Raw genomic sequence first — 26,357 nt, 5'->3', positions numbered from 1 at the left:
GAAAAAACAGTGATATCGAACGGAGAATGTAAAGAATGAGTCGCGAAATGTTACAACTGGCCGAAGCATTAGCCAGTGAAAAAAACGTAGACCCCGAAGTAGTATTTAGTGCCTTGGAGTTTGCCTTGAGTACGGCTGCCAAGAAAAAAGCAAACCGCGAGCATATGGATGTTCGTGTGGAAATCAACCGAGATAACGGCGAATATAAAACGTTCCGCCGTTGGTTGATTGTGGCTGATGAAGATTATACCTATCCGGATGTGGAAAAAACCATCGAAGAAATTCAAGAAGAGATTCCGGGTACAACCATACAAATCGGTGAGTATTATGAAGAGCCGCTTGAAAATGAAGGCTTTGGCCGTCAGGCCGCACAAACGGCCAAGCAAATTATTTTGCAACGTATCCGCGATGCCGAGCGCGAACAGATTTTAGAAGCCTTTTTAGGACGTAAAGAAGATATTGTGATGGGCACGGTTAAACGTGTCGAGCGTCACGGTGTCATTATCGAAATTGGTAAGCTGGATGCTTTATTACCGCGTGATCAAATGATTCCGCGCGAAAATTTCCGCACCGGCGACCGTGTACGCGCTTTGTTTTTGCGCGTGGACGAAATCGGTGCTTCAGGCCGCAAACAGGTGATTTTGAGCCGTACATCCCGTGATTTCTTGGTGAAGCTGTTTGCTATGGAAGTGCCCGAAATTGAAGACGGCTTGTTGGAAATCAAAGAAGCAGCCCGTGATCCCGGCCACCGAGCCAAAATTGCCGTAAAAGCCAACGACCAACGTATTGATCCGCAAGGTACCTGCATCGGTGTTCGCGGTTCCCGTGTTAATGCGGTAACCAATGAGCTTTCCGGCGAGCGTATCGATGTGGTTTTATGGTCGCCAGAAACGGCTCAGTTTGTCATTAATGCACTTTCTCCCGCCGAAGTGACACGTATTCTGATTGATGAAGACAGTCATTCCGTTGATGTGATTGTGGCAGAAGATCAACTTGCTCTGGCTATCGGACGTGGCGGCCAAAATGTTCGACTGGCTGCCGATTTAACCGGCTGGCAGCTAAATATTATGACGGTAGAAGAAGCAGATGAACGCCATCAGGCTGAAGATGCGGCTATCCGTGATTTATTTATGAAGCATATGAACCTTGATGAAGAGACTGCTGATATTTTAGTACAAGAAGGTTTTTCTACATTAGAAGAAGTAGGCTATGTACCTGCGGCAGAGCTTTTAGAAATTGAAGGTTTTGATGAAGAGACTGTGGAGCTTCTTCGTGCCCGTGCCCGTGATGCCATGTTGACTTTGGCGATTGCTTCCGAAGAGAAGTTTGGCGATGTGGAAGAAAGCATGCGTAATCTGGAGGGTGTCGATCAGGATATGTTGCGTGATTTGGCGCAAATAGGTATTACCACGCGTGATGATTTGGCAGAGCTGGCAGTAGATGAGTTGATTGAAATTACCGGTGTGAATGAAGAAACCGCTAAGAAAGTGATTTTGGCTGCCCGTGAACATTGGTTTACCGAAGAAGAAAATGAAGGGGGTGAAGCATGAGTAATGAAACAGTAGAAAAATTTGCTGCCGAGCTGAAAAAACCCGTGGATGTTTTATTGCAACAATTAAAAAGTGCCGGTGTGGAGAAAAGCAGTGCCGGGGATAGTATTACATCTGATGACAAACAATTACTATTAGCATACTTGAAAAAGGCACATGGTAGTGAAAACGGCACCATCAGTATCAGCCGCAAAAAAGCTGAAGTCAGCACGGTGGGTGGTGTGCAGGTAGAAACGCGTCGCCGCACCCGCAAAGTGATTGTTCCGCAGGCTGATGAATTAGCAGCAGAAGCCCGCGCCAAAGCTGAGGCACAGGCAAAAGCAGAAGCAGAAAAAGCCGCTGAAGCGCAGGCAAAAGCCGAAGCTGAAAAATTGGAAGCACAAAAAGCTGCCGAGGCGGCTGCACAAGCCGAACGTGAAGCAGCAGAAAAAGCGGAAAGCGAACGTTTAGCTGCTGAAGCGGAAAAAGTAAAAGCCGACGAGCAAAAAACAGTAGATTCCACATCGGAAGAAAAGGTTGAGAAAAAACCTACACAAACTGAAAACAAAACAAATGCTAAAGAAAAACCGGCAACTGATGCTAAAAAAGAAAAACCGGCAAAAGTAGAAAAAGCAGCAAAAGCCCCTAAAAATAAAGAGCCTAAAAAACCAGTAGCACCGGCTGAAGTGAAGCCTATTGTTAGTGCGGAAGAACAGGCGCAGCGAGATGAAGAAGCGCGTCGTGCTGCAGCAATGCGTGCTCACCAGGAAGCTTTGTTACGTGAAAAACAAGAACGTCAGGCGCGTCGTGAGGCCATGAAGCTTCAAGCACAACAGGAAGCTAAGGCCGCCAAAGAAGGTGCAGCACAACGTACAGCCAAGCCTTCTGATAAAGCGCCTTTAACCTCGGCCGCTCCTGCTAAAGAAGCTACTCCTTCCCGTTCGAAAAAAGAAGATCGTTATAGTAGGGAAGATATGGAGAGCCGCAGACGCGGTGGCAAAGATAAAGGCAGAGGTCGTCAGAATGCCAATGCCGAAGATCGTGTTCGTGGTGGTAAAAAAGGTAAGAAGCTGAAACTTGAGCCTAACCAACATGCTTTCCAAGCGCCGACCGAACCGGTAATTCATGAAGTTTTGGTGCCTGAAACCATTACCGTTGCTGATTTAGCACATAAAATGGCGATTAAGGGCGTAGAAGTGGTTAAAGCCCTGATGAAAATGGGCATGATGGTCACGATTAACCAATCTATCGACCAAGATACAGCCTTGATTGTGGTTGAGGAATTAGGCCATATCGGCAAACCGGCGGCAGCCGATGATCCCGAAGCATTTTTGGGCGATGAAGAGCAAGTTGTTACTGCCGAAGAGTTACCACGCCCACCTGTGGTAACGGTGATGGGGCACGTTGACCACGGTAAAACTTCATTGCTCGACTATATCCGACGAGCCAAAGTAGTGCAGGGTGAGGCCGGTGGTATTACCCAGCATATCGGTGCTTATCATGTGCAAACACCTAGAGGTGTAATTACTTTCCTGGATACGCCGGGTCATGAAGCGTTTACTGCTATGCGTGCACGTGGTGCGAAAGCAACCGATATTGTAATTTTGGTGGTGGCTGCCGATGATGGTGTAATGCCGCAAACCATTGAAGCGATTGCTCATGCGAAAGCGGCCAATGTACCGATTGTGGTGGCTGTGAATAAAATTGATAAAGAAGCCGCTAACCCGGAGCGTATCCGTCAAGAATTGACGGCACATGAAGTGGTGCCGGATGAGTGGGGCGGCGATGTGCAATTTGTCGATGTGTCTGCCAAACAGGGCTTAAATATTGATGCTTTATTGGAAGCCGTATCGCTTGAGGCGGAAGTATTAGAACTGAAAGCGCCAGTTGATGCACCCGCCAAAGGTATTATTGTCGAAGCCCGTTTGGATAAAGGCCGCGGTGCGGTTGCTACCTTATTGGTACAAAGCGGTACCTTGAAAAAAGGTGATATGCTGCTGGCCGGTACGGCTTTTGGTAAAGTTCGTGCGATGGCAGATGAAAACGGCAAACCTATCGAAGAAGCTGGCCCGTCGATTCCGGTCGAAATTCTGGGCTTGTCTGATGTACCGAATGCCGGTGAAGATGCTATGGTATTGGCCGATGAGAAAAAAGCGCGTGAGATTGCCTTGTTCCGTCAGGGTAAATATCGTGATGTACGCTTGGCTAAACAACAAGCGGCCAAACTGGAAAATATGTTCAACAATATGGGCGAAAACCAAGCCCAATCATTGTCGGTGATTATCAAGGCAGACGTTCAAGGTTCTTACGAAGCCTTGGCAGGCAGCTTGAGAAAACTGTCTACCGATGAAGTGAAAGTGAATGTATTACATAGCGGTGTCGGCGGTATTACCGAATCCGATGTAAACCTTGCGATTGCATCCGGTGCCTTTATTATCGGCTTTAATGTGCGTGCAGACGGATCGGCGCGTAAACTGGCTGAAGCCGAAGACGTCGAAATCCGTTACTACAACATTATTTATGATGCCATTGATGATGTGAAAGCAGCCATGAGCGGTATGTTGGCACCTGAAGAAAAAGAACAGGTAATCGGCATGGTGGAAATTCGTCAGGTAATCAGTGTTTCTAAAGTGGGCAATATTGCCGGCTGTATGGTTACCGACGGTGTGGTGAAACGTGATGCGCATATCCGCCTGATCCGTAATAATGTAGTGATTCATACCGGTGAGTTGTCATCATTGAAACGCTTTAAAGACGATGTGAAAGAAGTACGCATGGGTTACGAGTGCGGCTTGATGTTGAAAAACTATAATGAAATCATGGAAGGCGACCAGCTTGAAGTGTTTGAAATTGTAGAAGTAGCCCGTTCTTTATAATTGGCGTTTTGAATAAACGAGGCCGTCTGAAAAGTTTCAGACGGCCTCGTTTTATATTTGGTTTAATATTGATGAAGTATACGAATGCTTTACAAATATGATAAAAAATTATTTGATAAAGTTTTTCATCAATAACGAAGCGATATCATCCAAGCCGAAACCATCGGCATCTTGGGCGGAGCCGTTCGGCGTGGTACTGTCGACCAGATTGGGCAGATATTGTGCCAGCAAATCACCGGCCTGATTGCCATCCATGCCGAATTTAGAAGCCACTTCCTGAACCATACCGCTGCCGAGTGCGGATTGGACTTCGCTACCTGATACGCTTTGGTTGCTGCCGGTAGAAATCCAGCTTTGTAAGGCATCGCCCAAACCGCCTTGTTGCAATTTGCTGATCAGGCTGCCTACGCCGCCGCTGCGCTGTACTAAGTCCAAAACCATTTGAATAGCGGTGCTTTGTTGGCTGTTGCCACCGATTGCTGAAGTGGCGGCGCCGATGAGAGAATCCATTAAACCCATAAGTGTCCTTTCTTATATGGTGTGAAAACCGATATTGGTAAACCGGTTGATTGTTTATATGATGTGCGGGGTGTATTAACGGAAAAAGTCGCCCATACCGGCGGGTAGGCCTTGCGTGAAGGCGCCCATGGTTTTATTGGTGGTTTCTTCGGCCTGTGCGCTGGCATCATTGATGGCGGCCAGAATTAAATCTTCCAGCATTTCTTTATCGTCGGCGGCTTCCTGAATTAGCTCTTCGTTAATGTCGATTTTGCGGAGTACATGATTGCATGTCATGGTGACTTTCACCAAGCCGTTGCCTGCTTCACCGTTCACTTCGGTTTCCGCCAGTTTGGCTTGGGCTTTTTTCATGTTTTCCTGCATTTGTTGCGCCTGCTTCATCAGGCCGCCTAATCCGGCTTTTCCGAACATGGTTTGATACTCCTGTTTTCAATAAAAGGTTGGATGATACAGTTGGAAAGGCGGCATCACAAGCTGCCGCTGTTTCCGTGTTTTTTGTGCAGGCCGTCTGAAATAATCGAATGGCTTTCAGACGGCCTAAGTCTTTATTCCTGCGAGTCGGTTAATTCTAATGTTTCGGGCAGCCATTCTGCTTCAAATAAGCTGAGAATCTGCTGTGCGGCAGGGTCTGCTTCGAGTAAATCCTGCGCTTGTCGGCGGCCTTCCTGCTGCAAGCGTTTATGGCGCATTGTCGGGGTTTCCCAGCCGGCATCGTCGCGCCATGGTTCGGTTTGCAATTTCAGAGTGATGCCGTAGGCATCGGCCAACGTGCTGCGGACTTTTTCCAAGCGGTCTTTATTGGTGGTGGCGCGTGCTTCGTCGGTGAGTGCCAATATCATCAGATGGTTTTCGGCATCATAGCGCGTCCATGCGGCGTGTTGGGTCAGCATTTGGGCGGCACCGAGTTTCGGGGCAAGCCGTTTGCTGATGCCCGCCCAGTTTTCGGGGGCGAATTCAGGTAACGGAATAAAAGCATGTTCTTCCGTGTCTTCGGGCTCTTCGCTTTCTTCGCTGTTTGTTAGGGCAGCGGGTAATGGTATTTCAGACGGCTGTTGCGGAGCGTATTCATCGCTATCATCGGCATCGGAATAGTTGTCAGGCTCTGGCTCGGTTTCAGCAATATAAGGCGGCTCGTTATCGGCTTCTATAAGGTTATTTTCTGGTTCTGGCGTGCGTGTTTCTTGTATCGAGGCCGTCTGAATAGGTGTTGCTGTATTATGGCTGACGATTTCGGAAACGGATTGTGTTTCCGGTTGCGACGGCTCGGTCAGCAAGGGTTCCGCAGTTGTTGCTTCAACAGCATTATCGGGCGTTACAGGTTCTATATTGTCTGATTGCGGTGCCGGTTGTGATTCGGCCGTCTGAATATTTTCAAGCGTATGGTTGTCGGCAACGGCGGTTTCCGGCTCGTCTTGCCATGGCGGGGTATCGTCTTCGTCGCCGTCGATTGGCTGGTTGTGCGGCGCGGTATGGGGTTCTTCAGGCTGAGCTTCGGATACTACTGGCATTGGGGTGGCAGGTTGTTGGTAAACCGGAGCATGCAGTTGGGTGCCTTCGATAACGCCGTCGGGGGCATGGGCTTTGGCGGCGATGGGGGCGAAAGCCAGCATACGCAGCAACGTCATCACAAAACCGGCATATTCGTCGGGCGCCAAGCTTAAATCTTGTTTGCCGTGAATGGCACATTGATAGTAAAGCTGGATTTGTTCGTCGCCGAGATATTGGGCAAAGCGCAGCAGGGCATCGCGTTCGGGGTCGTCGGCTAGCGCGGCGGGAACGGTTTTGATGAGTGCCAGCCGTTGCAACAGCATGGCCAATTCGCTCAAGGCGCTGTCGAAACCGATGGCGCGGGCGGCCATATCTTGTGCGGTGCGCAACAGGGCTTCGCCATCTTGATTGACAATGCCTTGCAGCAGTTCGTAGAGATAATGTTTGTCAACCGCACCTATCATTTGGCGGATGTCTTGTTCGGTTACGCTGCCGGAGCCCATAGCAATCGCTTGGTCGAGCAGGCTTAAGGCATCGCGCATCGAACCCATGGCGGCGCGCCCGAGCAGTTGCAGCGCGGGCTGTTCGAACGGAATGTTTTCTACGGTCAGCACATGGGCGAGATGGTCGGCAACCTGTTGCGAAGTCATATTGCGTAATACGAATTGTAGGCAACGGCTTAAAACGGTAATCGGAACCTTGTGCGGGTCGGTGGTGGCTAAGATAAATTTCACATGCTCGGGCGGCTCTTCCAATGTTTTTAGCATGGCGTTAAACGCGCTTTTGGAAAGCATGTGCACTTCATCGATAATATAGACTTTGTATTTGCCGGCGGTGGGGGCGTATTGGGCGTTTTCCAATACTTCGCGGATATTGTCGATACCGGTATTGGAAGCCGCATCGATTTCAAGCAGATCAACATAACGGCCGGCATCGATTTGGGTGCAACTCTGGCATACGCCGCAGGGTTCGCCATGGCTTGCGTTTTCGCAGTTTAAGCTTTTGGCCAGAATACGGGCGATGGTGGTTTTGCCCACGCCGCGTGTACCGGTGAGCAGATAGGCATGATGCAGACGGCCTTTGTCTAAGGCATTGCGCAATGCTTTGACAACGTGTTCCTGTCCGACCAAATCGGCAAAGGTTTTAGGCCGCCACTTGCGGGCGAGAACTTGATAAGCCATAGATTCGTTTTATTTCCGTGAAATAGGGAGACGGCGGTTGGTGCTTTTTACGGCAGCTTATTCTAACATTTTTTGCCGTTGTCAGTGCGCTTGCCGAACAGATGAAAGCCGCTGCGGTCAGACAGCGGCTGTGCTTGGGCTAGACATCGGGCTGCGTTTATAAACGGTAGCCGCCGCCGACGCCGTTGGCAATATCGCGCACGGCAGTTACATACATGCGGCTGTGGTTGTATTGCCAAACCGTATAGAAATTATGGAGGCCGATAAAGTATTCATAAACGCCCGGTGCGGTTTCCAAACGGTAGAGAATGGCTTTTTCATTGTCGTCGACCACTTCCTGCGGTCGTACACCTAAGCGTTTGAGTTCGCCGACGGTGCGGGTGAGGGCGGTTTTTTCGTCGATAATATTTTGCAGTTCTTGGGTGATATTCAGGCTGACCGGTACAATCATTTTACCGTTAGGTTTCCAACCGTGTGCTTTCATATAATTGGCCACCGATGCGGCCACATCGCCGATATTATTCCAGATATCGTGGTAGCCGTCGCCATCGAAATCGACCGCATATTTGCGGAAGCTGGAGGGCATAAACTGCGGCATACCCATGGCGCCGGCATAGCTGCCTTTAAAGCTGTATATGTCTTTTTTTTCTTCTTTGGCCATTAGCAAAAATTCGTGTAATTCTTTTTGGAAAAAATCGGCACGGCGGGGGTAGTCGAAAGCCAGTGTGCTTAAAGAGTCGGCCACACGGAAGCTGCCGGTGTTGGTGCCGTAGTTGGTTTCGATGCCGAGAATGGCCACAATGATTTCAGGGGGGACGCCGTAGCTGCGGGCGGCTGAGTCGATGGTGTTTTTATGTTGTGCGTAGAAGCTTTTGCCTTTATTGATTTTGCTGGCACTAGCATTGCCGTTGCGGAACTCATACCACGGGCGTGAGGTGCCGGGGCGGTTCATAATATTAATAATATTGCCTTTATAGATCACACCGTCGAAAAAGCTTTGTAGTTCCGTGCGGCTGAATTGCCCGTTGGCCGCTTCGTGGCTGATAAAACGCTGTACATTGGTATTGCCGTTAAAACCACTGATAGCAACCGATTCGGCATTAGGGTCGAAAGCAGGGCGTTGCACGGTAGGCTTAATCGGTGTTTCTTTCGGTTCGGAGGCTTTATTTTCCTGAGTACTGCATGCAACCAAAGCTAACGCAGCGGCAGAAAGGGCGATAATGGCGTTTTTTTTCATGGGGAATTCGTTTCTATAAGGCATAGGAAAAAACAGTTTACCAAATTTATCAAATAGCTTAAAGAGCAGGGCATTATGAAAGCAAAATGAAAATTTAACGGTTTTATTGGATAATTGGCTAAAAGGCCGTCTGAAAGGCCTATAAAAAAGCCGTCTGAAATGTTTTCAGACGGCTTTTTTTGATAAAGCGGAAACGCTTATTTAAACGGGGTAACTTCAAGACCGAACATAGCGCGTGCCGTGTTCAGCATTTGGCAGCTAAAGCCCCATTCGTTGTCATACCAAGAGAATACTTTCACCATATTGCCGTCAGTCACTTTGGTGAGTGTACTGTCGAAGGTGCTGGCTTGGGTGGTGTGGTTGAAGTCCATAGACACCAGTGGCAAGGTATTGTATTTGAGGATATTTTTCATTCCGTTTTCGGAAGCGGCTTTCAGAATGCCGTTAATTTCTTCCACGGTAGTATCGCGGGCAGCTTCGAAGCTCAGGTCAACCAAAGAAACATTGATGGTCGGTACGCGGATGGCTAAACCGTCTAAGCGGCCTTTGAGCTCGGGCAATACCAAGCCGACGGCTTTGGCGGCACCTGTTTTAGTGGGAATCATGTTTTCCATACCACTGCGGGCACGGCGCAAATCTTTGTGGCGTACGTCGGTAATGTTTTGGTCGTTGGTTAAGGCGTGGATAGTAGTCATCAGGCCTTTATTGATACCGATACCTTCATGCAGAGCTTTGGCAACGGGAGCTAAGCAGTTGGTGGTGCAGGATGCATTGGAAACAACAGTCATTTCAGGGGTTAAAACATCGTGGTTCACGCCGTAAACAATGGTGGCATCGACATCGTCGCCGCCGGGTGAAGAAATCAATACTTTTTTGGCGCCTGCTTCCAAGTGGACTTTAGCCGCGGCCTTACTGGTAAATGCGCCGGTACATTCCATCACCAAATCAACGCCCAACATTTCCCAAGGCAGCTCGGCGGGATTGCGGGTAGAGAAAAACGGGATTTTTTTACCGTTGATAATCAAATGGTTTTCATCGTGGGAAATATCGGCGGCAAATTGGCCGTGAACAGTGTCGAATTTGGTGATATGGGCATTGGTTTCTAAGCTGCCGCTGGCATTGATGGCGACAACTTCAAGTTGGTTGTCTAGTTTGTAATCGTAGATTGCTCTTAATACCTGACGTCCGATACGGCCATAACCGTTGATGGCAATCTTAATGCCCATTTTTTCGTTCCTTTTTGTGGTTTGAGATTAGACAATATGCAGGCCGTCCGAATCACGGCATCTGCTGACAAAAACGAATTATAACGCGGTGTAGCGAGATGTAGTCAAGGTGTAATTGCAGCAGACCGGCCGACTCCGCCGTATTATGATGATAATTATTTGAATATGTTCCCGAAGGCCGTCTGAAAAGCGGGGGATATGCTATATGAAAAGTAAAGTTATGCGGTTTGGTAATTCATTATAAAAGGCCGTCTGAAAATATTTCAGACGGCCTTTATTGATTAATCATGCCATATTGTTATCAGGTAGTGATTTATATTCAACCTGATTTAACGGATTTCAACATGAGTGCTTTCGTATAACTCTTTCATCAGATTATCTGCTGCTTGGGCAGCTTTTTGCTGGGCAATATATTGGCGGACGGCTTCACGCTGGCGTTCTTCGGGTGTGCCGCTGTCGCGGATATCGTTTAGTTTGATAATGTGCCAACCATATTGTGTACGGATTGGGCGGCTGACTTGTCCCGGTTGCAGGCCGTGTACGGCGGTTTCAAACTCAGGCACCATTTGGCCGTCTGAAAACCAGCCTAAATCACCACCGTTTTGGGCGCTGCCGTCTTGTGAGTATTGACGTGCCAATGCAGAGAAATCGGCACCGTCGGCGGCTTGTTTGTGAATTTTACGGATGCTGCTTTCGGCGGCTTTAAAGGCATTGTCGCTTTCCGCTTTCAACAAAATATGTTGGGCATGGTATTGACGCAACGGTTCGCCTGCAGGGAGGGTTATGCCTTGTTCACGTGCTCTGGCAATGGTTTCGTTAATTTCAGCATCGCTGACACGGCTATATTGCAGAATGGCCTGTTGCTGTACTTTATTGATAATGATGCTATCGGCAATACTGCGGCGGATAGCGGCTTTGCTGGCTCCGTTTTTAGCACCTTGGGCATAGAGATTGTCGACCGTGGTTTTTTGTGCACGGGCGATATTGGCCAATGCATCATCTATTTCTATTTCGGTTGCAGTGATATTACGGCGTTTGCCGGCTTGCAAAACAATGGCTTGGTCGATTAACTGCCGCATAACTTGGGCGCGTAATTCTTCTTCATTGATATTGGTTTTGCCTAGCTGTCTTCGGGCTTCGGCCATAGCCTGACGTACATCGCGTTGAGTAATAACTTCATTACCGGCGATGGCTGCAATGCCGTCTACTTGTTTGACTTCAGCAGCGTGTATGCTCTGAAAAGCAAGGCCTAAGGTTGCGGCAAGTATTAAGGGTTTAAATTTCATGGTCTGACTACCTCATTTGTTTTGCTGTAACCGGGGATGGCTAAGCGGAGTTTTTCAAAAGGATTTTTGCCCAGATTGCTTAAATCCTTGAGTTGGAGATTAAAGAATACGGCATTTTTCTTAGTGTTTAGGCCGGTTACATAACGTTGGCCGACCACACTGGCACTCCAGCAGCCGCAATCATTTTTATATTCAATACCGGCAAGCATTTCAAGTGGTTTTTTTGCCTTAATTTCGTAGTTATAACGGGCAACGGCATACCAGTTTTTCTTAATCGGCCATTGGGCGGCTAAGTCGATCTGGCTGAGCTGGTCATAAAAATACTCACCGTTTTTTTGCAGATAAATTTTTTCATTACGGCCGTATTTATAACGTGCGCTTAATGTTTTACCGGGCTCTGGGTTGTAGCGGATGCCGGCCGAATAACTCTCGGCTCTTTTTTCGTTTTCATTATAGTGGATGTCAAAATCAACACGCACGCTGTCGCTGACATTGCCATTGGCAAAGGCTACGATATCAGAACGGTGGCGCGGATAGCTGCTGATGGTGCCGTCGGCCAAAACGTTATCATTGGTCAGATAGAATTTTTGTCCGATACCGGCACGGAATAGCTCTGAGCCGTTATTCGGGTTGAGCAGTCGGGTTTGTACAGCAGCGGAGATGCTGTTGGCCGAGTTGATACGGTCGTTACCCGAGTAGAGGTTTTCCCTGAAAAGCTGCGCATAGGTGAAACTGTTTTCAGAGGTATCGAAGTTGGGTAGGTCGTTTTGCGATTTGGTCGGAATATAGTTGTAGAATAAGCGCGGCTCAATGGTTTGGACGTAATCGTTGTTGAAGAACGACGTTTTACGTTCGAATGTCATGCCGCTGTCGATATTGATAATCGGCAGTGTACGAGACACTTTACGCGAAGGTGTCGCATCAAAACGGTTTAAGTCGTAATAAGTGGCATGTACGCCGACTTTCGGCCGTATATAACCCCATTGGTTATGGAAATCCCATTTAATGCTGGGGTAGAGCACAAGGCGGCTGCCATCTTGTTTTTCATCGTGTTCGAAACGGGTGAATTGGCCGAATACATTAATCTGGGCGTTACCGGCATTTTTCTCCCACTGGGCGGAGAGGCGCGGCAGAATGGCATAAGGCTCGTCTTTATAGCCGTCGGCATTGGCCAGTGTTTGGTATTTTTGTGCGCTTAAATAACCGCTGAACGAGCCGCCCCATAGGCGGTCGTTATAATTCAACCAAGCCTGTCGGTTTAAGTTGACGTTACGGGCGATGTCTTCGCGGTCGTAGAAATCGCGGTAGTAGTCATCGTCGGAAACTTGATTGTATTCGATACCGCCTTTGAGTTTTTCGGAAAGCTGTTGGCGGTGATCAAGCTTGATTTGATAACGGTTGTTATGTTCGCTTTTGCGGTCGTGCGGCATCCAGTTGCCCTCTACCTGTCCGCCAAATTTCTCGTTAAGGTAACGGAATTGGCCGCCTACACGCACCCCGCGGCTGCTGATAATCCCCGGTGCAATGGTGGCATCATAGTTGGGGGCAAGGTTCAGATAATAGGGGATATCAAGTTCCAAACCGTCGGAACCGCCGGATAATGTCGGTACCAGCAGGCCGCTTTTACGGTTGCCGTTGATGGGGAAATCTACCCACGGCAGATAAAGAACGGGTACACCGCCGAATACAAGGGAAGCGCCTTTGGCTACGCCGATACCGGTATTCTCATCGGTTTCAATACTTTTCGCTTTAATAAACCAGCTGGCATCACCCGGTTGGCAAGTGTTGAATTGGGTATTGGTTAAGCGGTAGCGGCCGTCGCCCTGCATTTCTGCAGTTTCGCTGACACTTTGCAGGCGGCGGCCTTCATGCTCGGCTTCCACGCGGGCGTTGTGGGAAATACCAGTGCCGTCTGAAAGATTGTATTCGACATTTTCACCGTTTACAGTTGCGCCGTTTTGATACAGAGTAAACTTGTCGCCTGCAGTAACCACATCGCGCGTTTGATCATAATCGACCCACTGCGCATTGAGTACGTCGCTGTTGCGCTCGATAATCACATCACCTTCCGCCCGAACCTTTACCCCGGTTTGCCCTTCCACTTTATCGGCTGTGATGCGGGTGTAGTCGGTGGGCAGAGGGCTGCCGCCACTGCGTTTCACTTCAGGCATGGCGGCTAATTCCGCATAAGTTTTCAGTTTTGCGGGCGAACAGGTCAGGCTGGTATCGCCTAAAGACAGTTCTTCGGCATGTGCCGTTGCTGCGCTAAAGCCGACACTTAATGCCAGCACCAGCGGTTTGTATGAAAATAAACGAGCCAAAGTCTCACCTTAAATCGGGTTTGCCAGTTAGAATAGCGGTTATTTTAACCTGAAAAAACACCAAACGACTATGCAACGACAAATAGAACTCAAAAATTGGCTTCAAAAAGTTTATCCCCAAGCATCTTTCGAACTGGCTTTCGCCGCTGCCGATGCGGATTTCCGCCGTTATTTCCGCGCGATTTTTTCAGACGGCCACACCGTTATCTGTATGGATGCGCCGCCTGAAAAAATGAGTATCGAACCTTATCTGAAGGTTCAGCAAATATTCAATATGGTCAACGTGCCGCAAGTATTGCACGTTAATCGCGAACAGGGTTTTATCGTTTTAAACGATTTGGGTAATACCACATTTTTAACCGCCATGCAGCACGAGCAAACCGAAGCCGCCCATAAAGTGCTCTTGCTGGAAGCGATTGACGAACTGATTATTTTGCAGCAAAACAGCCGCCCAGATGTGTTGCCCGAATATAACCGCGAAGTAATGTTACGAGAAATCAACCTGTTTCCCGAATGGTTTGTCGCCAAAGAATTGGGCAAGCCGCTAAATTTCAAACAACGCCAGCTATGGGATCAAACCGTTGCCACCTTATTGCCGCCGCTGCTGGCACAGCCGCAAGTGTATGTGCACCGTGATTTTATTGTACGCAATTTGATGTTGGCCGAAGGCCGCCCCGGCGTGTTGGATTTCCAAGACGCACTATACGGCCCGATTTCTTACGATTTGGTTTCCCTGTTGCGCGATGCCTTTATCGAGTGGGAAGAAGAATTTGTCTTGGATTTGGTGGTTCGTTATTGGGAAAAAGCCCGCGCCGCCGGATTGCCCGTGCCGGAGCAGTTTGATGACTTTTACCGCTGGTTTGAATGGATGGGCGTTCAGCGCCATCTGAAAGTGGCCGGTATTTTTGCACGGCTCTACTACCGCGACGGCAAAGACAAATACCGCCCAGAAATTCCGCGCTTTTTAAACTACCTGCGCCGCGCCAGCCGCCGCTACATTGATTTGGCACCGCTTTATGCCTTATTGGTGGACTTGGTGGGTGATGAAGAATTGGAAACCGGTTATACATTTTAAGCAGGTTGCTGTTTCAGACGGCCTTTAAGCCAATCCGTTGGAGCTGATTCACGGATTGGCTTAATAGCAACAATTGGGCATGAGCTATGACGAATAAGGAGATAAAAATGGCTGCCAATATGATGACAACGCCGAAATGGTATGAACATATTACCAATGTAATCATTGGAACCACTGAACGATTTAACAGGGAAAAAGGTCGTGATGACCTAGAATATATTGATGAAAGGAAAGGCTCTCCCTTTGGGGCGATGAGTAATATTATAATGGATGTTTACGCTGCAACCGCTCATGCCTATCTATTTGAACATAATATAAAAAAATTCAAACAATATGCTTATGTACACGGTAAATTGGTTATTATTGGCTGTATGGGTCTTTCTAGTAAGCCACTGCCTTTCTTTTTGCCGAGCACTGAACTGAATGTTAGTTGGTTGTTATTTCCGATACTTATGAGTGACAGCTCTCAACTACGGGAGTTTTTAGTACGCAATATGGATACTATTGCTAACGATACTGAGCAATTTGTTGACCGCTATGACCTTAATCGCCATATGGTTTACAACACCTTGTTGATGATAGAAGGCAAACAATTGGCAAGATTAAAAGAGCGTAGCTTAAAAGTATTGGAATATCCTACGCCTACCAAATGGATGCAAAAGCGGGTGGATGACTACCACTTCTTCCTTGCCTTTGCCGAACAGGATATCGAAGCCATGAAACAGGCATTAGCGCCATTATTTATTAAAAAGAATGCCCGCGCGGCGGCTAAGCAAACGGTTGACTATTATGATTCCTTTCTTCAACCGCAAATAGTGATGTATGCCAAAATTGCTTCTATGCACGGTTTTGATTTGGGTATCGACCACGAAATCGCCCCGCGTGATTTGATTGTGTACGACCCACTGCCGGAAAGCGAATATCAGGATATGTTTGATTTTATGAAGCAATATGATTTGTCGTATCCGTATGAATATTTACAAGACTGGATAGACTATTACACATTGAAAATCGATAAATTACCGTTTGCCAAATAAAAATTGATGCTTGGAGAATAAAAATGGCTGCCAATATGATGACAACGCCGAAATGGTATGAACATATTACCAATGTAATTATTGGAACCACTGAACGATTTAACAGGGAAAAAGCTTCTTATGCATTAAAGTATATTAATACAAGAGAGGGGTCTCCTTTCGGAGCGATGGTTAGTATTGCTATTTCTATTAATGCAGTTTCTGCTCATGCTTATTTTTTTGAACATAATCTTAAGAAATTTAAGCAATATGCTTATATACAAGGCAAACTTGCCATACTAGAGAGTATGGGATGGTCTGCGCCCCAACCATTTTTTTTCTCGTGTGAGATGTTGAATATACAAGATCCTATGTTTCATATGATTATGAGCGACAGTCCTCAATTACGGGATTTTTTAATACGCAATATTGATAATATTGCTAACGACACGGAGCAATTTGTTGACTGCTATGACCTTCAACGCCATATGATTTACAACACTCTATTGATGATAGAAGGCAAACAATTGGCAAGATTAAAAGAGCGTAGCTTAAAAGTATTGGAATATCCCACGCCTACCAAATGGATAAAAAAGCGGGTGGATGATTACCGCTTTTTCCTTGCTTTTGCCGAGCAGGATATCGAAGCAATGAAACAGGCATTAGCACCGTTGTTTATTAAGAAAAATGCCCGTGCGGCAGCTAAGGAAACTGTGCCTTATTTCGATTTCTTTCTTCAGCCGCAAATAGTGATGTATGCCAAAATTGCTTCTATGCACGGTTTTGATTTGGGTATCGACCACGAAATCGCCCCGCGTGATTTGATTGTGTACGACCCACTGCCGGAAAGCGAATATCAGGATATATTTGATTTTATGAAGCAATATGATTTGTCGTATCCGTATGAATATTTGCAAGACTGGGTAGACTATTACACATTGAAAATCGATAAATTACCGTTTGCCAAATAAAAATTGATGCTTGGAGAATAAAAATGGCTGCCAATATGATGACAACGCCGAAATGGTATGAACATATTACCAATGTAATCATTGGAACCACTGAACGATTTAACAGGGAAAAAGGTCGTGATGACCTAGAATATATTAATAAAAGGAAAGGCTCCCCCTTTGGGGCGATAGGTAATATTATAAGAGATGTTTATGCTGCAACCGCTCATGCCTATTTGTTTGAACACAATCTAAAAAAATTCAAACAATATGCTTATGTACACGGCAAGTTGGTTATTATTGGCAGTATGGGTTATTACGAAGATCCGCCCCCATTCTTTTTGCCAGCTAATATGTTGAATGTTAGTAGGTTGTTATTCCCGATGATTATGAGCGACAGCCCCCAATTACGGGAGTTTTTGGTACGCAATATGGACACTATTGCTAATGATACCGAGCAATTTATTGATAGCTATGACCTCAACCGACATATGATTTACAACACCTTGCTGATGATAGAAGGCAAACAATTGGCAAGATTAAAAGAGCGTAGCTTAAAAGTATTAGAGTATTCTACGCCTACCAAATGGATGCAAAAGCGGGTGGATGACTACCACTTTTTCCTTGCTTTTGCCGAGCAGGATATCGAAGCCATGAAACAGGCATTAGCACCATTATTTATTAAAAAAAATGCCCGTGCGGCAGCTAAGGAAACTATAACTTATTTCGATTTCTTTCTTCAGCCGCAAATAGTGATGTATGCCAAGATTGCTTCTATGCACGGTTTTGATTTGGGTATCGATCATGAAATCGCCCCGCGTGATTTGATTGTGTACGACCCGCTGCCGGAAAGCGAATATCAGGATATGTTTGATTTTATGAAGCAATATGATTTGTCGTATCCGTATGAATATTTGCAAGACTGGATAGACTATTACACATTGAAAACCAAAAAATTGGCGTTTGCTCATAAATAAAACAGGTATTTATTATCTAAAGCCGGCTATTCAAACTTAAGGCCGTCTGAAATATTGCTTTCAGACGGCCTTTTCAAATGCTTTTACCTGCTTGGTTGTTTGTTGCCGATTGGGTAAAACGCTTTGAGATGGTTGCGGTATTTGGGCAGTAGCGATTTATCGTGCGGGTTGTTGAAAAAGGGTTGGAGGATTTTTTCAAACAAGGGCAAATCGTTTTTATAGGCAGAGTGGTTTAAATAACGGGCGGCGTAGTAGTGTGCCAATAAGTCGGCCTGTTGTTCCATATTCAAGCTGCCGAAGTGGGCAATTTCGGCTAGCGGCGGATAGGCATAGGCACTACGGCCGATATAGCCGCCGCAGGCGCCGAGCAGTAGGCCGCCGTACCATGTTTGATAGCCGTGTTGATATTGCCAAACGTGTGTGAGTTCGTGTATCAGCCATATTTGGTAGTGTTGCGGGCATTCGGTGAAGTCGTGCGGGCAGTTGTTGCGGGGAAAGTAAATATGGCCGTTGGGCGAAACGGCGGCTTTGAGGGTGGGCAGGTAGGGGATGCCGCGGTAAATTTTAATGCGGGTATAGTCGAGGCCGTCTGAAAATATCCGACGGGCGATGGCGGTTTCTGCCGTGCTTAAGCGGCGGTATGTGGGGCTATTGCGCACGGTCGGCCTTGCGTTTATGCCATAAACGGGTTGTCCGCAGGCGCCATAAACCGAGTACGGCAAAATAGCCGGCAACGGCGAGTATCGTGCCTAAAACGGGCACGCCGACCAGCAGGGGTTTGCCCGCACCGACCAGCCATGTCCATGATTCGGATAAGAAATGACCGCCGTCCCACGATGGAAAAACCAAAGCGGCATTTTGATCAAGGCCGAGTATTAAGGCGCCGATTTTATAGGCGAGGTAATAAAGCGGCATGTAGGTGAGCGGGTTGGTGTAGAGCGTGGTAAACAGGGCGACCGGTAGGTTGGTGCGCAGGAAATAGGCGACAATCAGCGCGCTGAGCATTTGGGTCGGGCCGGGCATGAGGCCGCAGAATAAGCCGACAGAAGCGGAAACGGCTGCTTGGCGGCGGTTGAGTGTCCAAAAATAATGCTTGTCGAACATCGGTGCAAACGGTTTGGTAAAACGGGATGCAAAAATCTGTTCGCGTTTGGGCAGTTTTTTACGGAAAGAAGTGCGTTTAAAAAGATTCATAAGTTCGGTATCGGGTTAAAAGTCCGGTCGGGCAGGTAGCGGAAGTTTGGGCTGCCTTTCGGCCTTGCAAACCTTGATAATGCTTGTGCCTTTGTTGTGTATGTGTCGTATGGTTCTATTTTATATTTATAGCAGATATTTTTTCAGACGGCCTAAAAAAATCAGGCGACGGCCGTTTGTATTATTGGGTATTACTGCTCGATGTTCAGTAATATGTCTAATCCATTTCGTTTATTTTGGTTTTCATGCTTTCGTTTCAAAAAGGCTTATATAGTCAGAAATTTTATTCCAGATTTTGCTGATATCGCTTTGTCCTGTTTGTTGTGAAACTATCATTCCTTCACCAACCAGAAATAGGAAGTTGGATAAAAATTCAGCGTTTTCTATACCTTCTTGTTTCATTTTTTCAAGGAGAATAAGCCTAATTTTAGTTTTATGGTCGGTAATTTGTTTTTCCAGACTTTTTAATTCATTGTGAAATTCGGCACTTGCATTAATAAATAAGCATCCGTGGAAATCTTCTTCGGTAATCCAATTTGAGATAAACATCAAATAAGAATGGATAACGGGTAGATCTTTGTTTTCTAGAAAAAAAGCTTCTAATTTTTGAATGAATTGCTGATCCCTATATTCAAGAACCGATTTGATCAATTCTTCCTTATTACCAAAATGTGCATATAACGTTCTCTTAGTAACTCCTGCTTGTTTTGCCAAAAATTCTACGCCACACGCGTTAAAACCGTATTTGTAGAAATCTGTATATGCCGAAACCAAAATATCTTGCTTGATAGACATAAATTATTTTCTCTTGAAAAAGTATACCGGTCGGTATACTATTGTGTTCATGAACGGTATACTATTGTAATCAGCTTGGATCGGGCTGGACATGTTTACCTTTCTAATCAAAGTGATCCAAATTATATCAGAAAGGAAGTTTCAATGAATACAGAGACAAGAAGCAAATGGCCTAAGCCAACGGACTCCCTCCCTCCTCGCCTCCCTTGGAAAAATATTTATTGGGCATGGTTAGGTGGATTTTTCGCGGCTGCAATGCTTGGTATCACTCAGGACTTATCGGGATTTCCGATGATAGTTGGATCCTTTGGAGCAAGTTGTTTATTGATTTTTGCGTACCCTAATAGCCCACTATCACAGCCAAGAAATGTTATAGGCGGACATTTTGTTGCAAGCTTAACCGGATTGGTATTCCTAAATTTTATAGGCGTTTATTGGTGGAGTATGGCGGCAGCTGTAGCAACTGCCATTGCTCTAATGCTGATTCTTCGTGTTCCTCATGCTCCTGCGGGGTCTAATCCATTTATAGTTATGATGGCGGGAGCTCATTGGGATTTCCTTATTACGCCAACATTATTGGGATCAATTGTCGTCGTTCTTATAGCACTTATTCACAATAATATCGGAAAAGATAGGCGCTATCCTACATATTGGTGGTGAAGTAGGTTTGCTGTTTAATCAGTTTGTTTTAAAAGAATGTTGTTTTAATATGGTGGGTAAAGCCCAGATTTAAAGGTGAATAGTAAAAGGCCGTCTGAAAAGATTTGTTCAGACGGCTTTGTTTATCATGCATTATCACGCGGAAAAGTTTTATTGGATGCTCACCCGTTTTAACCGCAAAGCGTTACTCAATACCGAAATCGAGCTTAACGCCATGGCCGCACCGGCGAGTACGGGGCTTAGAAAACCCAATGCGGCCAACGGGATACCCAAAGTATTATAAATCAGCGCAAAGAATAGGTTTTGCTTGATATTTTTCAGCGTGGCGCGGGATACCAACAGCGCATCAACCATTTGATTGACGGAGTGCTGCATCAGGGTGGCCGAAGCGGTGTGTTCCGCCACATCCGCCCCGCCTTTCATGGCAAAACTCATATTGGCGGCGGCAAGGGCGGGGGCATCGTTCACGCCGTCGCCCACCATGGCAACCACTTTACCGCTGTCTTTCAGTTTTTGCACTTCGGCGGCTTTATCGCGCGGGTTCATATTGCCGTATGCATGGGTGATGCCGAGCTTATCGGCAATATAACCGACCACATTCTGATTGTCGCCGCTCATAATATAAACATCGATACCGTGCGCTTTCAGACGGCCTATGGCTTCCTGAGTATCGGTTTTCAGGGTGTCGGCCAGTGCAAACGCACCGATGGCTTTGCCGTTAACCGCCACGGCAACAATGCTGGCAATGCGCCATACTTTCGCCATCTGTTCGGGCATGGTCCAGCCGGCATAATCGGGTTTGCCGACTTTTACTGTGCCGATACCGTCGATTTCAGCTGCAACCCCGGCACCGACTTCCGATTGTACGTCGGCGGCTTCGGGAATGGTCAGGCCGCGTGCTGAGGCCGTCTGAACAATGGCGGTGGCCAGCGGGTGGGTGGCATGTTGTTCGACGGCGGCGGTGATACGGTATAAATCGTCTTCGCTAAAACCGCTCTCGGCGGCAATATGCGCGGCGGCAACTTGCGGCCTGCCTTCGGTGAGGGTGCCGGTTTTATCAAGCACCACCGCATCCACATGGGCGGCTTCTTCCATTGCGGCGGCATCTTTAAACCAAATGCCGTGTTTAACCGCTTTGCCCATGCCGACCATAATCGCGGCCGGTGTCGCCAAGCCGAGCGCACAAGGGCAGGCAATCACCAATACGGCAACGGCATTAATGAGTGCGGAAACCCAGTCGGCTTTTACATACCAAGTAATGAAGAATGTAAGCAGGGCGATGCTGACGACTACCGGCACAAAAATACTTGCCGCTTTGTCGGCAATCCGCGCAATCGGTGCTTTGCTGCCCTGAGCTTCCGATAAGGCTGCCATCATGTCGCCCAATAGGGTATGGCTGCCGAGCTGTTCGGCACGATAAACGATGCTGCCGTCGGTCATTAACGCACCGGCCAATACTTTACTGCCCGCCGTTTTGGTTTCTGGATTGGATTCGCCGGTAAGGTGGCTTTCATCTGCCCAACCGTCGCCACTTTCTACTGTGCCGTCTGCCGCGATGCGTTCGCCATGGCTGGCGCGGATGATATCACCGATTCGGATTTGATCCAGCGGGAGGCGCTGCCATTGTCCGTCGCGCTGTACATTGACTTGCTGCGGGGTGAGTTTGAGCAGCAAGCCGAGACTGTTGAGGCTGCTGCGTTTGGTACGGTGTTCGAGAAATTTGCCCAAGCTCACAAAGCCGATCACCATCACGCCCGCTTCAAAATACACATGTACCATGCCGTCATGCGCGGTATGTTGGTGGAAAAACAGCATAAAAACCGAATAAAGATAAATGGATACCGTACCGATAGTCACCAATACATCCATATTCGCCAGCCCGCCTTTAATGCTCGCCCACGCGCTTTTATAAAAAGGTATGGCGAGCCACAGTTGCACAATGCTGGCCAAGACAAACTGCCATATCGGCGGCATCATCCAATTATGCCGCCCCACCATCATGCCGGCCATGCCGATAATAAACGGGATATTCAAAACCAACAGCAGCCACAGCCGCCAACCAATGTGCACTTCGCTGTCGGGCATGGAAAAATCGTCGGTTTTTAATGCTGCTTTAAAACCTGCTTTTTCAATAATTCGAATCAGGCTTTCTATATCGGTTTGGCTGTCGTCAAATACCACTTGCGCCTCTTCGCCGGCAAAGTTAACCCCGGCTTCAGCAACAAAGTCTTTTTTGTTCAACACTTTTTCAATACGGCTGGCACAAGCTTGGCAAGTCATGCCTTCGATTTGGAAACGGGCTTTTTGTTGCATAATCTTTATTCCTCCAAAGCATGTGGGCGGCAGAGAAAATATCAGTGAAGCAAGCTTGGCATTGCTGCCATGTTGCCAAGATTTCAGACGGCCTGCCGAACCGGTAGTTTTTCTATTAGTCCTAAGGCAGTTTGAACCACCCAGCCGACACCGAACGCAAACAATAAAGTGCCGATACCGACCGTTCCCCCTAATAACCAACCGGCAAGGCAGACGCTGCCTTCAAGGGCGGTGCGAACCCAACCAATACGCCAACCGCTCAGGCTGCACAAACCCACCATCAAACCATCACGGGCACCGGCACCCAAATGGCAGGTCAGATAAAATGCTGAAGCCGTACCGATAACGAGAATACCGCCGATACACAGCAATATCCGTATGGCAATGTGGGTAGGATGCGGCATATAGCGTACATACAGCCCCAATACAACGGCAATCACCAGCATATTCAGCACCGTACCCAATCCGAACCGCTGCCGCAAAGGTATCCACAATACCAACAACACCGCACTAATCAGAAAAGTAACCATGCCGATATTCAGGCCGCTTTGTAGGGAAATACCTTGCGCCAAAACCGTCCACGGTGCCGAGCCGAGACCCGCCGTAACCAACATGCCGTCACCAATGCCGAAAAACATCAGGGAAATACACAGCACCAATATCGGTTTGGTTTCAAACGACCAAAATGAACGAGCAGACCACGGCGTTAACGGCAGAATACGTTTTAGTTTTTTTAGCTCATCCATATTTTGATGCCATCACAAAGAAGCATCAAAACCGGCATCTTCAACTGCTTCCAATAAAGCAGCCGTTTGTACTTTTGCCGGGTCGAAAGTGACTTTGGCAGAGGCAGAGTCTAAATCGACATCGGCTTTATTCACGCCTTCTAATTGTTCCAAAACAGTGGTGACGCTTTTCACGCAGCCGCCGCAAGTCATACCGCCGACATTGATTTTAACGGTTTCCATAATATTTTCCTTTCTATTGTTTGCTGCTTTCTATCGGTTTAAATGGGGGCTATCCCCTTAAATATAAATACAAATACGATTTCGAATGAGGCATAAAAACGATCGGCTGCTTGCCGGTTTGGCCTATTAAACATTACTATAAACCTTTACCATAGGTTAAGGTCAAGCCGTGATGAATATCAGTGAAGCCGCCCGCCAAACCGGGCTTTCCGCCAAACAAATCCGCGATTATGAAAAACACGGATTACTTGCCCCCGCCCAACGCCACAACAACGGCTACCGCCACTATAACGAAAATGATCTGATACGGTTAAAGTTTATCCGCCATGCCCGCGAAGTCGGTTTTTCACTGCAACAAACGGCGGAATTATTAAAACTGCAAGACAATCCGCACCGTAACAGCAGTGAAGTGAAAGCCCTCACCGCCAAGCATATCGAAGCCTTGAATACACAGATTCAGAGTTTACAGAATATGGTACTCGAACTACAACGCTGGCACGATGCCTGCAAGGGCGACGGCTGCCCCGAATGCCCGATTTTAGAGGGCTTGGTTGGTAGCAATCAGAAAGTTTCCTAATGTAAATAATAAAAAGGAGTAATGAAATGAAATTTATTTTATTTAATGCAAGAGAAGATGAAAAAGAAGCGATTGCCTCCTATCAAAAGCAACATCCGGAAATCGAATTGGATATCTATAATGATGATATAACGGAAGAAACCATGTCCTATATCAAAGAGGGCTATGACGGTATTATCGTTGTCCAAGTGGCAGAGATTCCCGAAGCAGCTTATCGTTTAATGAAAGAGGAGGGCATTAAAGTTTTTGCCACACGCTCGGCCGGTTTTGATATGTATAACTTGAAGTTGTTAAAAGAATTAGGCATTCGCTTTGTCAGAGTGCCCGTTTATTCCCCGTTTGCTATTTCGGAATTTGCTTTTGCCAGCAGTATGTATTTTTCAAGAGATATCGATATTATTCAAAACAATGTTAAAGAAGGAGACTTTGTTCTAAAAAAATCTATTACCAGTACAGAAATTAGAGATAAAACAGTCGGTATTATCGGGACAGGCCATATAGGCCGTCAAACCGCCCAGTTATTCAAAAATACGGGCGCTAACGTGATCGGTTATGATTTATACCCCAATAAGGAAGCAGAAAATATTTTAACTTACGTTTCAAGCGTTGAAGAATTAGTGGAACAATCAGATATTATTTCCCTTCATGCTCCGGCAACAGAAGAAAATTATCATTTGTTTAACAAAGCATTATTTGAACGGGCTAAAAATAATCTTATTTTAATCAATACAGCGAGAGGAAGTTTGGTAGATACGGAAGCCTTATTAGATGCCCTTGATAACAATCAAATCAGGGCAGCAGCGATTGACACTTACGAGTTTGAAGGTCCGTATATCAATAAAAAAGTAGCACTTGAAGATATTACTGATAAGGTGTTTTTGAGACTGCTGAAACATAATCGGATTCTTTATTCTCCGCATGTGGCTTTTCATACCAATACGGCATTAGAAAACCTCGTTCATATAGCGATTGATGGTGTCAGACGTATTTTATTGGGTGAAGAAGTCGAAGAAGAATTAATATTGGATTAACAGGCTTCATATACAAAAAAAGAATCGGCAAAGGCCGCCTGAAAAACAATGGCGAATTTTCAGATAGCCAAGAAGTTTCAGACGGCCTAGAGAATAAAACCGACTTTATTTGGGACGGCAGCCACCTAATAAGGTATATATGCTTAAATTTTTACTAACCAAAGAAACAATCATGTTTATTTTAGGGACTTTATGGAATTTATATGATTCTTATGATTGCTTGATTAATGGTAACTGTGGTTGGAGGAGAGAGATTTATATTGAAGAATTTAATATTTTAAGATTAATGTATTTTATTTTTAATATTATTTTTCAAGCTATGCTTTTAACTTTTTTTATTATTCATATAAAATATGACTTAGAGGAAAACAAAAATATTCATAAAAAAATAAATATAAGAAAACAAAAATATGAAAACAAAAATATGAAAAATTAATATGGATAAATACAAAAAATAACTGAACTATTTGGAGTAATTATATTATATCCAATATAACTTTATTTTTTTCTATGATACAAATAAATTACTTGGTAGTTTTGTTAAAATAAATTATGAATTTATTATTTATTCTATTAAAGTATTACTTGGCCTCCCAACAAAATATCCATATGAAAAAATTTATTTTATATTCATTAAGATTTTCTTTTTGGTTATTAATTTTAGCTGAGAGATATATCTTTTTCAAAGAATGAGACCTTTGCCCGACCTAGGGTAATTTACGGCCTCAAGAAAAATTGCCTAACCCCGTTCCTAAAGATTATACACCGATAAATGTTTCCAAAGAGTTTTTTTAGACAATGCATATCAAAATAAAATATTCTATCAGATGGATGCCATTTTTATCGGCATTGATTGTTTATACTTTTTTTTTAATAATGTCTGCATCAGCTTATTTCGATACTAACTTATCTAATCAAAAAGTACCCTTGATTTTACAACTCATTATTTTTCTTATTTTATCCCCCGGATTGGTACCACTTATTTATACATATAAGGTCAATAGTATTTTTTATGAGCAAAAAGGTTTCTTTATTAAATTCTTCTCAATATTATCTATATTGATAGTGATATTTTATCATTTTTTTGTTGAAGTATGCTTAGCTCATGTCTACCCCGAATGGCCTTATTGGATAATTC

General features: G+C 45.9%; 23 protein-coding genes. 10 read left to right on the top strand and 13 right to left on the bottom strand.

Annotation, left to right across the window (positions count from 1 at the left end):
* The first annotated feature begins 35 nt into the window (after positions 1–35).
* Together nusA and infB are read left to right on the top strand one after the other, a co-directional pair.
* Entirely contained in the window at positions 36–1,550 is a 1,515-nt protein-coding gene (nusA, locus tag D0T92_RS09210; protein WP_151052209.1) for a transcription termination factor NusA, read from the top strand.
* A complete protein-coding gene (gene infB / locus D0T92_RS09205) occupies positions 1,547–4,405 on the top strand; it encodes a translation initiation factor IF-2 (protein WP_151052207.1) in 2,859 nt (952 codons plus the stop codon). Before nusA ends, infB begins: the two co-directional genes overlap by 4 nt.
* Positions 4,406–4,513: 108 nt before the next feature.
* Here the strand turns inward: infB and D0T92_RS09200 are convergent, their stop codons facing one another.
* The 7 genes from D0T92_RS09200 to D0T92_RS09170 form a co-directional block, all read right to left on the bottom strand.
* A complete protein-coding gene (locus D0T92_RS09200; protein WP_151052205.1) occupies positions 4,514–4,924 on the bottom strand; it encodes a YidB family protein in 411 nt (136 codons plus the stop codon).
* A 75-nt stretch (positions 4,925–4,999) separates the two neighbouring features.
* Positions 5,000–5,335: a YbaB/EbfC family nucleoid-associated protein gene (locus D0T92_RS09195; protein ID WP_151052203.1), complete on the bottom strand. Its 336-nt coding sequence runs from the start codon at positions 5,333–5,335 to the stop codon at positions 5,000–5,002.
* A 134-nt stretch (positions 5,336–5,469) separates the two neighbouring features.
* Positions 5,470–7,593, bottom strand: a complete 2,124-nt coding sequence (dnaX, locus tag D0T92_RS09190; RefSeq protein WP_151052201.1) for a DNA polymerase III subunit gamma/tau — start codon at positions 7,591–7,593, stop codon at positions 5,470–5,472.
* Between the two features lie 157 nt (positions 7,594–7,750).
* Complete coding sequence (gene mltB, locus D0T92_RS09185; protein ID WP_151052199.1) at positions 7,751–8,830, bottom strand: lytic murein transglycosylase B; 1,080 nt, start codon at positions 8,828–8,830, stop codon at positions 7,751–7,753.
* A gap of 197 nt (positions 8,831–9,027) precedes the next feature.
* Complete coding sequence (gap, locus tag D0T92_RS09180; RefSeq protein WP_151052197.1) at positions 9,028–10,056, bottom strand: type I glyceraldehyde-3-phosphate dehydrogenase; 1,029 nt, start codon at positions 10,054–10,056, stop codon at positions 9,028–9,030.
* 329 nt (positions 10,057–10,385) lie between these two features.
* The gene (locus D0T92_RS09175; RefSeq protein WP_151052195.1) at positions 10,386–11,342 is read right to left on the bottom strand and encodes a peptidylprolyl isomerase; all 957 of its coding nucleotides are present in this window, start codon (positions 11,340–11,342) and stop codon (positions 10,386–10,388) included.
* Positions 11,339–13,663 (bottom strand): LPS-assembly protein LptD, encoded by a 2,325-nt coding sequence (locus D0T92_RS09170; protein ID WP_151052193.1) that lies wholly within the window; start codon positions 13,661–13,663, stop codon positions 11,339–11,341. The genes D0T92_RS09175 and D0T92_RS09170 overlap by 4 nt, the downstream gene beginning before the upstream one ends.
* 70 nt (positions 13,664–13,733) lie before the next feature.
* Between D0T92_RS09170 and amgK the strand changes: the two genes are divergently transcribed.
* The 4 genes from amgK (at position 13,734) to D0T92_RS09150 (ending at position 17,681) form a co-directional block, all read left to right on the top strand.
* Positions 13,734–14,738 carry an N-acetylmuramate/N-acetylglucosamine kinase AmgK gene (gene amgK / locus D0T92_RS09165; RefSeq protein ID WP_151052191.1) on the top strand — a complete coding sequence of 335 codons (1,005 nt, stop codon included), beginning with the start codon at positions 13,734–13,736 and terminating at the stop codon, positions 14,736–14,738.
* 107 nt (positions 14,739–14,845) lie between these two features.
* Positions 14,846–15,775: an immunity 49 family protein gene (locus D0T92_RS09160; RefSeq protein ID WP_151052189.1), complete on the top strand. Its 930-nt coding sequence runs from the start codon at positions 14,846–14,848 to the stop codon at positions 15,773–15,775.
* A gap of 23 nt (positions 15,776–15,798) precedes the next feature.
* On the top strand, positions 15,799–16,725 hold the full coding sequence (locus tag D0T92_RS09155; RefSeq protein WP_151052187.1) for an immunity 49 family protein: 927 nt from the start codon (positions 15,799–15,801) through the stop codon (positions 16,723–16,725).
* 23 nt (positions 16,726–16,748) lie between these two features.
* The gene (locus D0T92_RS09150) at positions 16,749–17,681 is read left to right on the top strand and encodes an immunity 49 family protein (protein WP_151052185.1); all 933 of its coding nucleotides are present in this window, start codon (positions 16,749–16,751) and stop codon (positions 17,679–17,681) included.
* Positions 17,682–17,764: 83 nt separating this feature from the next.
* Here the strand turns inward: D0T92_RS09150 and D0T92_RS09145 are convergent, their stop codons facing one another.
* From D0T92_RS09145 to D0T92_RS09135, 3 genes are all read right to left on the bottom strand, one after another.
* Complete coding sequence (locus tag D0T92_RS09145) at positions 17,765–18,340, bottom strand: type IV secretion protein Rhs (protein ID WP_151052183.1); 576 nt, start codon at positions 18,338–18,340, stop codon at positions 17,765–17,767.
* A complete protein-coding gene (locus tag D0T92_RS09140) occupies positions 18,330–18,875 on the bottom strand; it encodes a DUF2062 domain-containing protein (protein ID WP_151052181.1) in 546 nt (181 codons plus the stop codon). Before D0T92_RS09140 ends, D0T92_RS09145 begins: the two co-directional genes overlap by 11 nt.
* A gap of 243 nt (positions 18,876–19,118) precedes the next feature.
* Positions 19,119–19,670: a TetR/AcrR family transcriptional regulator gene (locus tag D0T92_RS09135; protein WP_151052179.1), complete on the bottom strand. Its 552-nt coding sequence runs from the start codon at positions 19,668–19,670 to the stop codon at positions 19,119–19,121.
* A 144-nt stretch (positions 19,671–19,814) separates the two neighbouring features.
* Here D0T92_RS09135 and D0T92_RS09130 point away from each other — a divergent pair, with 144 nt between their 5' ends.
* Positions 19,815–20,330, top strand: coding sequence for an HPP family protein (locus D0T92_RS09130; protein ID WP_151052177.1), 516 nt, complete (start codon positions 19,815–19,817; stop codon positions 20,328–20,330).
* Between the two features lie 150 nt (positions 20,331–20,480).
* Here D0T92_RS09130 and D0T92_RS09125 read toward each other — a convergent pair whose 3' ends face one another.
* From D0T92_RS09125 to D0T92_RS09115, 3 genes are all read right to left on the bottom strand, one after another.
* A complete protein-coding gene (locus D0T92_RS09125; RefSeq protein WP_151052175.1) occupies positions 20,481–22,643 on the bottom strand; it encodes a heavy metal translocating P-type ATPase in 2,163 nt (720 codons plus the stop codon).
* An 83-nt stretch (positions 22,644–22,726) separates the two neighbouring features.
* Positions 22,727–23,389, bottom strand: coding sequence for a membrane protein YczE (gene yczE, locus D0T92_RS09120; protein ID WP_151052173.1), 663 nt, complete (start codon positions 23,387–23,389; stop codon positions 22,727–22,729).
* A gap of 12 nt (positions 23,390–23,401) precedes the next feature.
* Positions 23,402–23,611 carry a heavy-metal-associated domain-containing protein gene (locus tag D0T92_RS09115; protein ID WP_151052171.1) on the bottom strand — a complete coding sequence of 70 codons (210 nt, stop codon included), beginning with the start codon at positions 23,609–23,611 and terminating at the stop codon, positions 23,402–23,404.
* Positions 23,612–23,783: 172 nt separating this feature from the next.
* Here D0T92_RS09115 and cueR point away from each other — a divergent pair, with 172 nt between their 5' ends.
* From cueR to D0T92_RS09100, 3 genes are all read left to right on the top strand, one after another.
* On the top strand, positions 23,784–24,188 hold the full coding sequence (cueR, locus tag D0T92_RS09110) for a Cu(I)-responsive transcriptional regulator (RefSeq protein WP_151052169.1): 405 nt from the start codon (positions 23,784–23,786) through the stop codon (positions 24,186–24,188).
* Between the two features lie 26 nt (positions 24,189–24,214).
* Positions 24,215–25,219 carry an NAD(P)-dependent oxidoreductase gene (locus tag D0T92_RS09105; protein WP_151052167.1) on the top strand — a complete coding sequence of 335 codons (1,005 nt, stop codon included), beginning with the start codon at positions 24,215–24,217 and terminating at the stop codon, positions 25,217–25,219.
* A gap of 139 nt (positions 25,220–25,358) precedes the next feature.
* Complete coding sequence (locus D0T92_RS09100; RefSeq protein WP_151052165.1) at positions 25,359–25,655, top strand: hypothetical protein; 297 nt, start codon at positions 25,359–25,361, stop codon at positions 25,653–25,655.
* Positions 25,656–26,357: the final 702 nt, after the last annotated feature.

This window comes from Neisseria zalophi, assembly GCF_008807015.1.
Lineage (GTDB): Bacteria > Pseudomonadota > Gammaproteobacteria > Burkholderiales > Neisseriaceae > Neisseria > Neisseria zalophi.
This window is presented reverse-complemented; position numbering and strand designations above follow the sequence as displayed.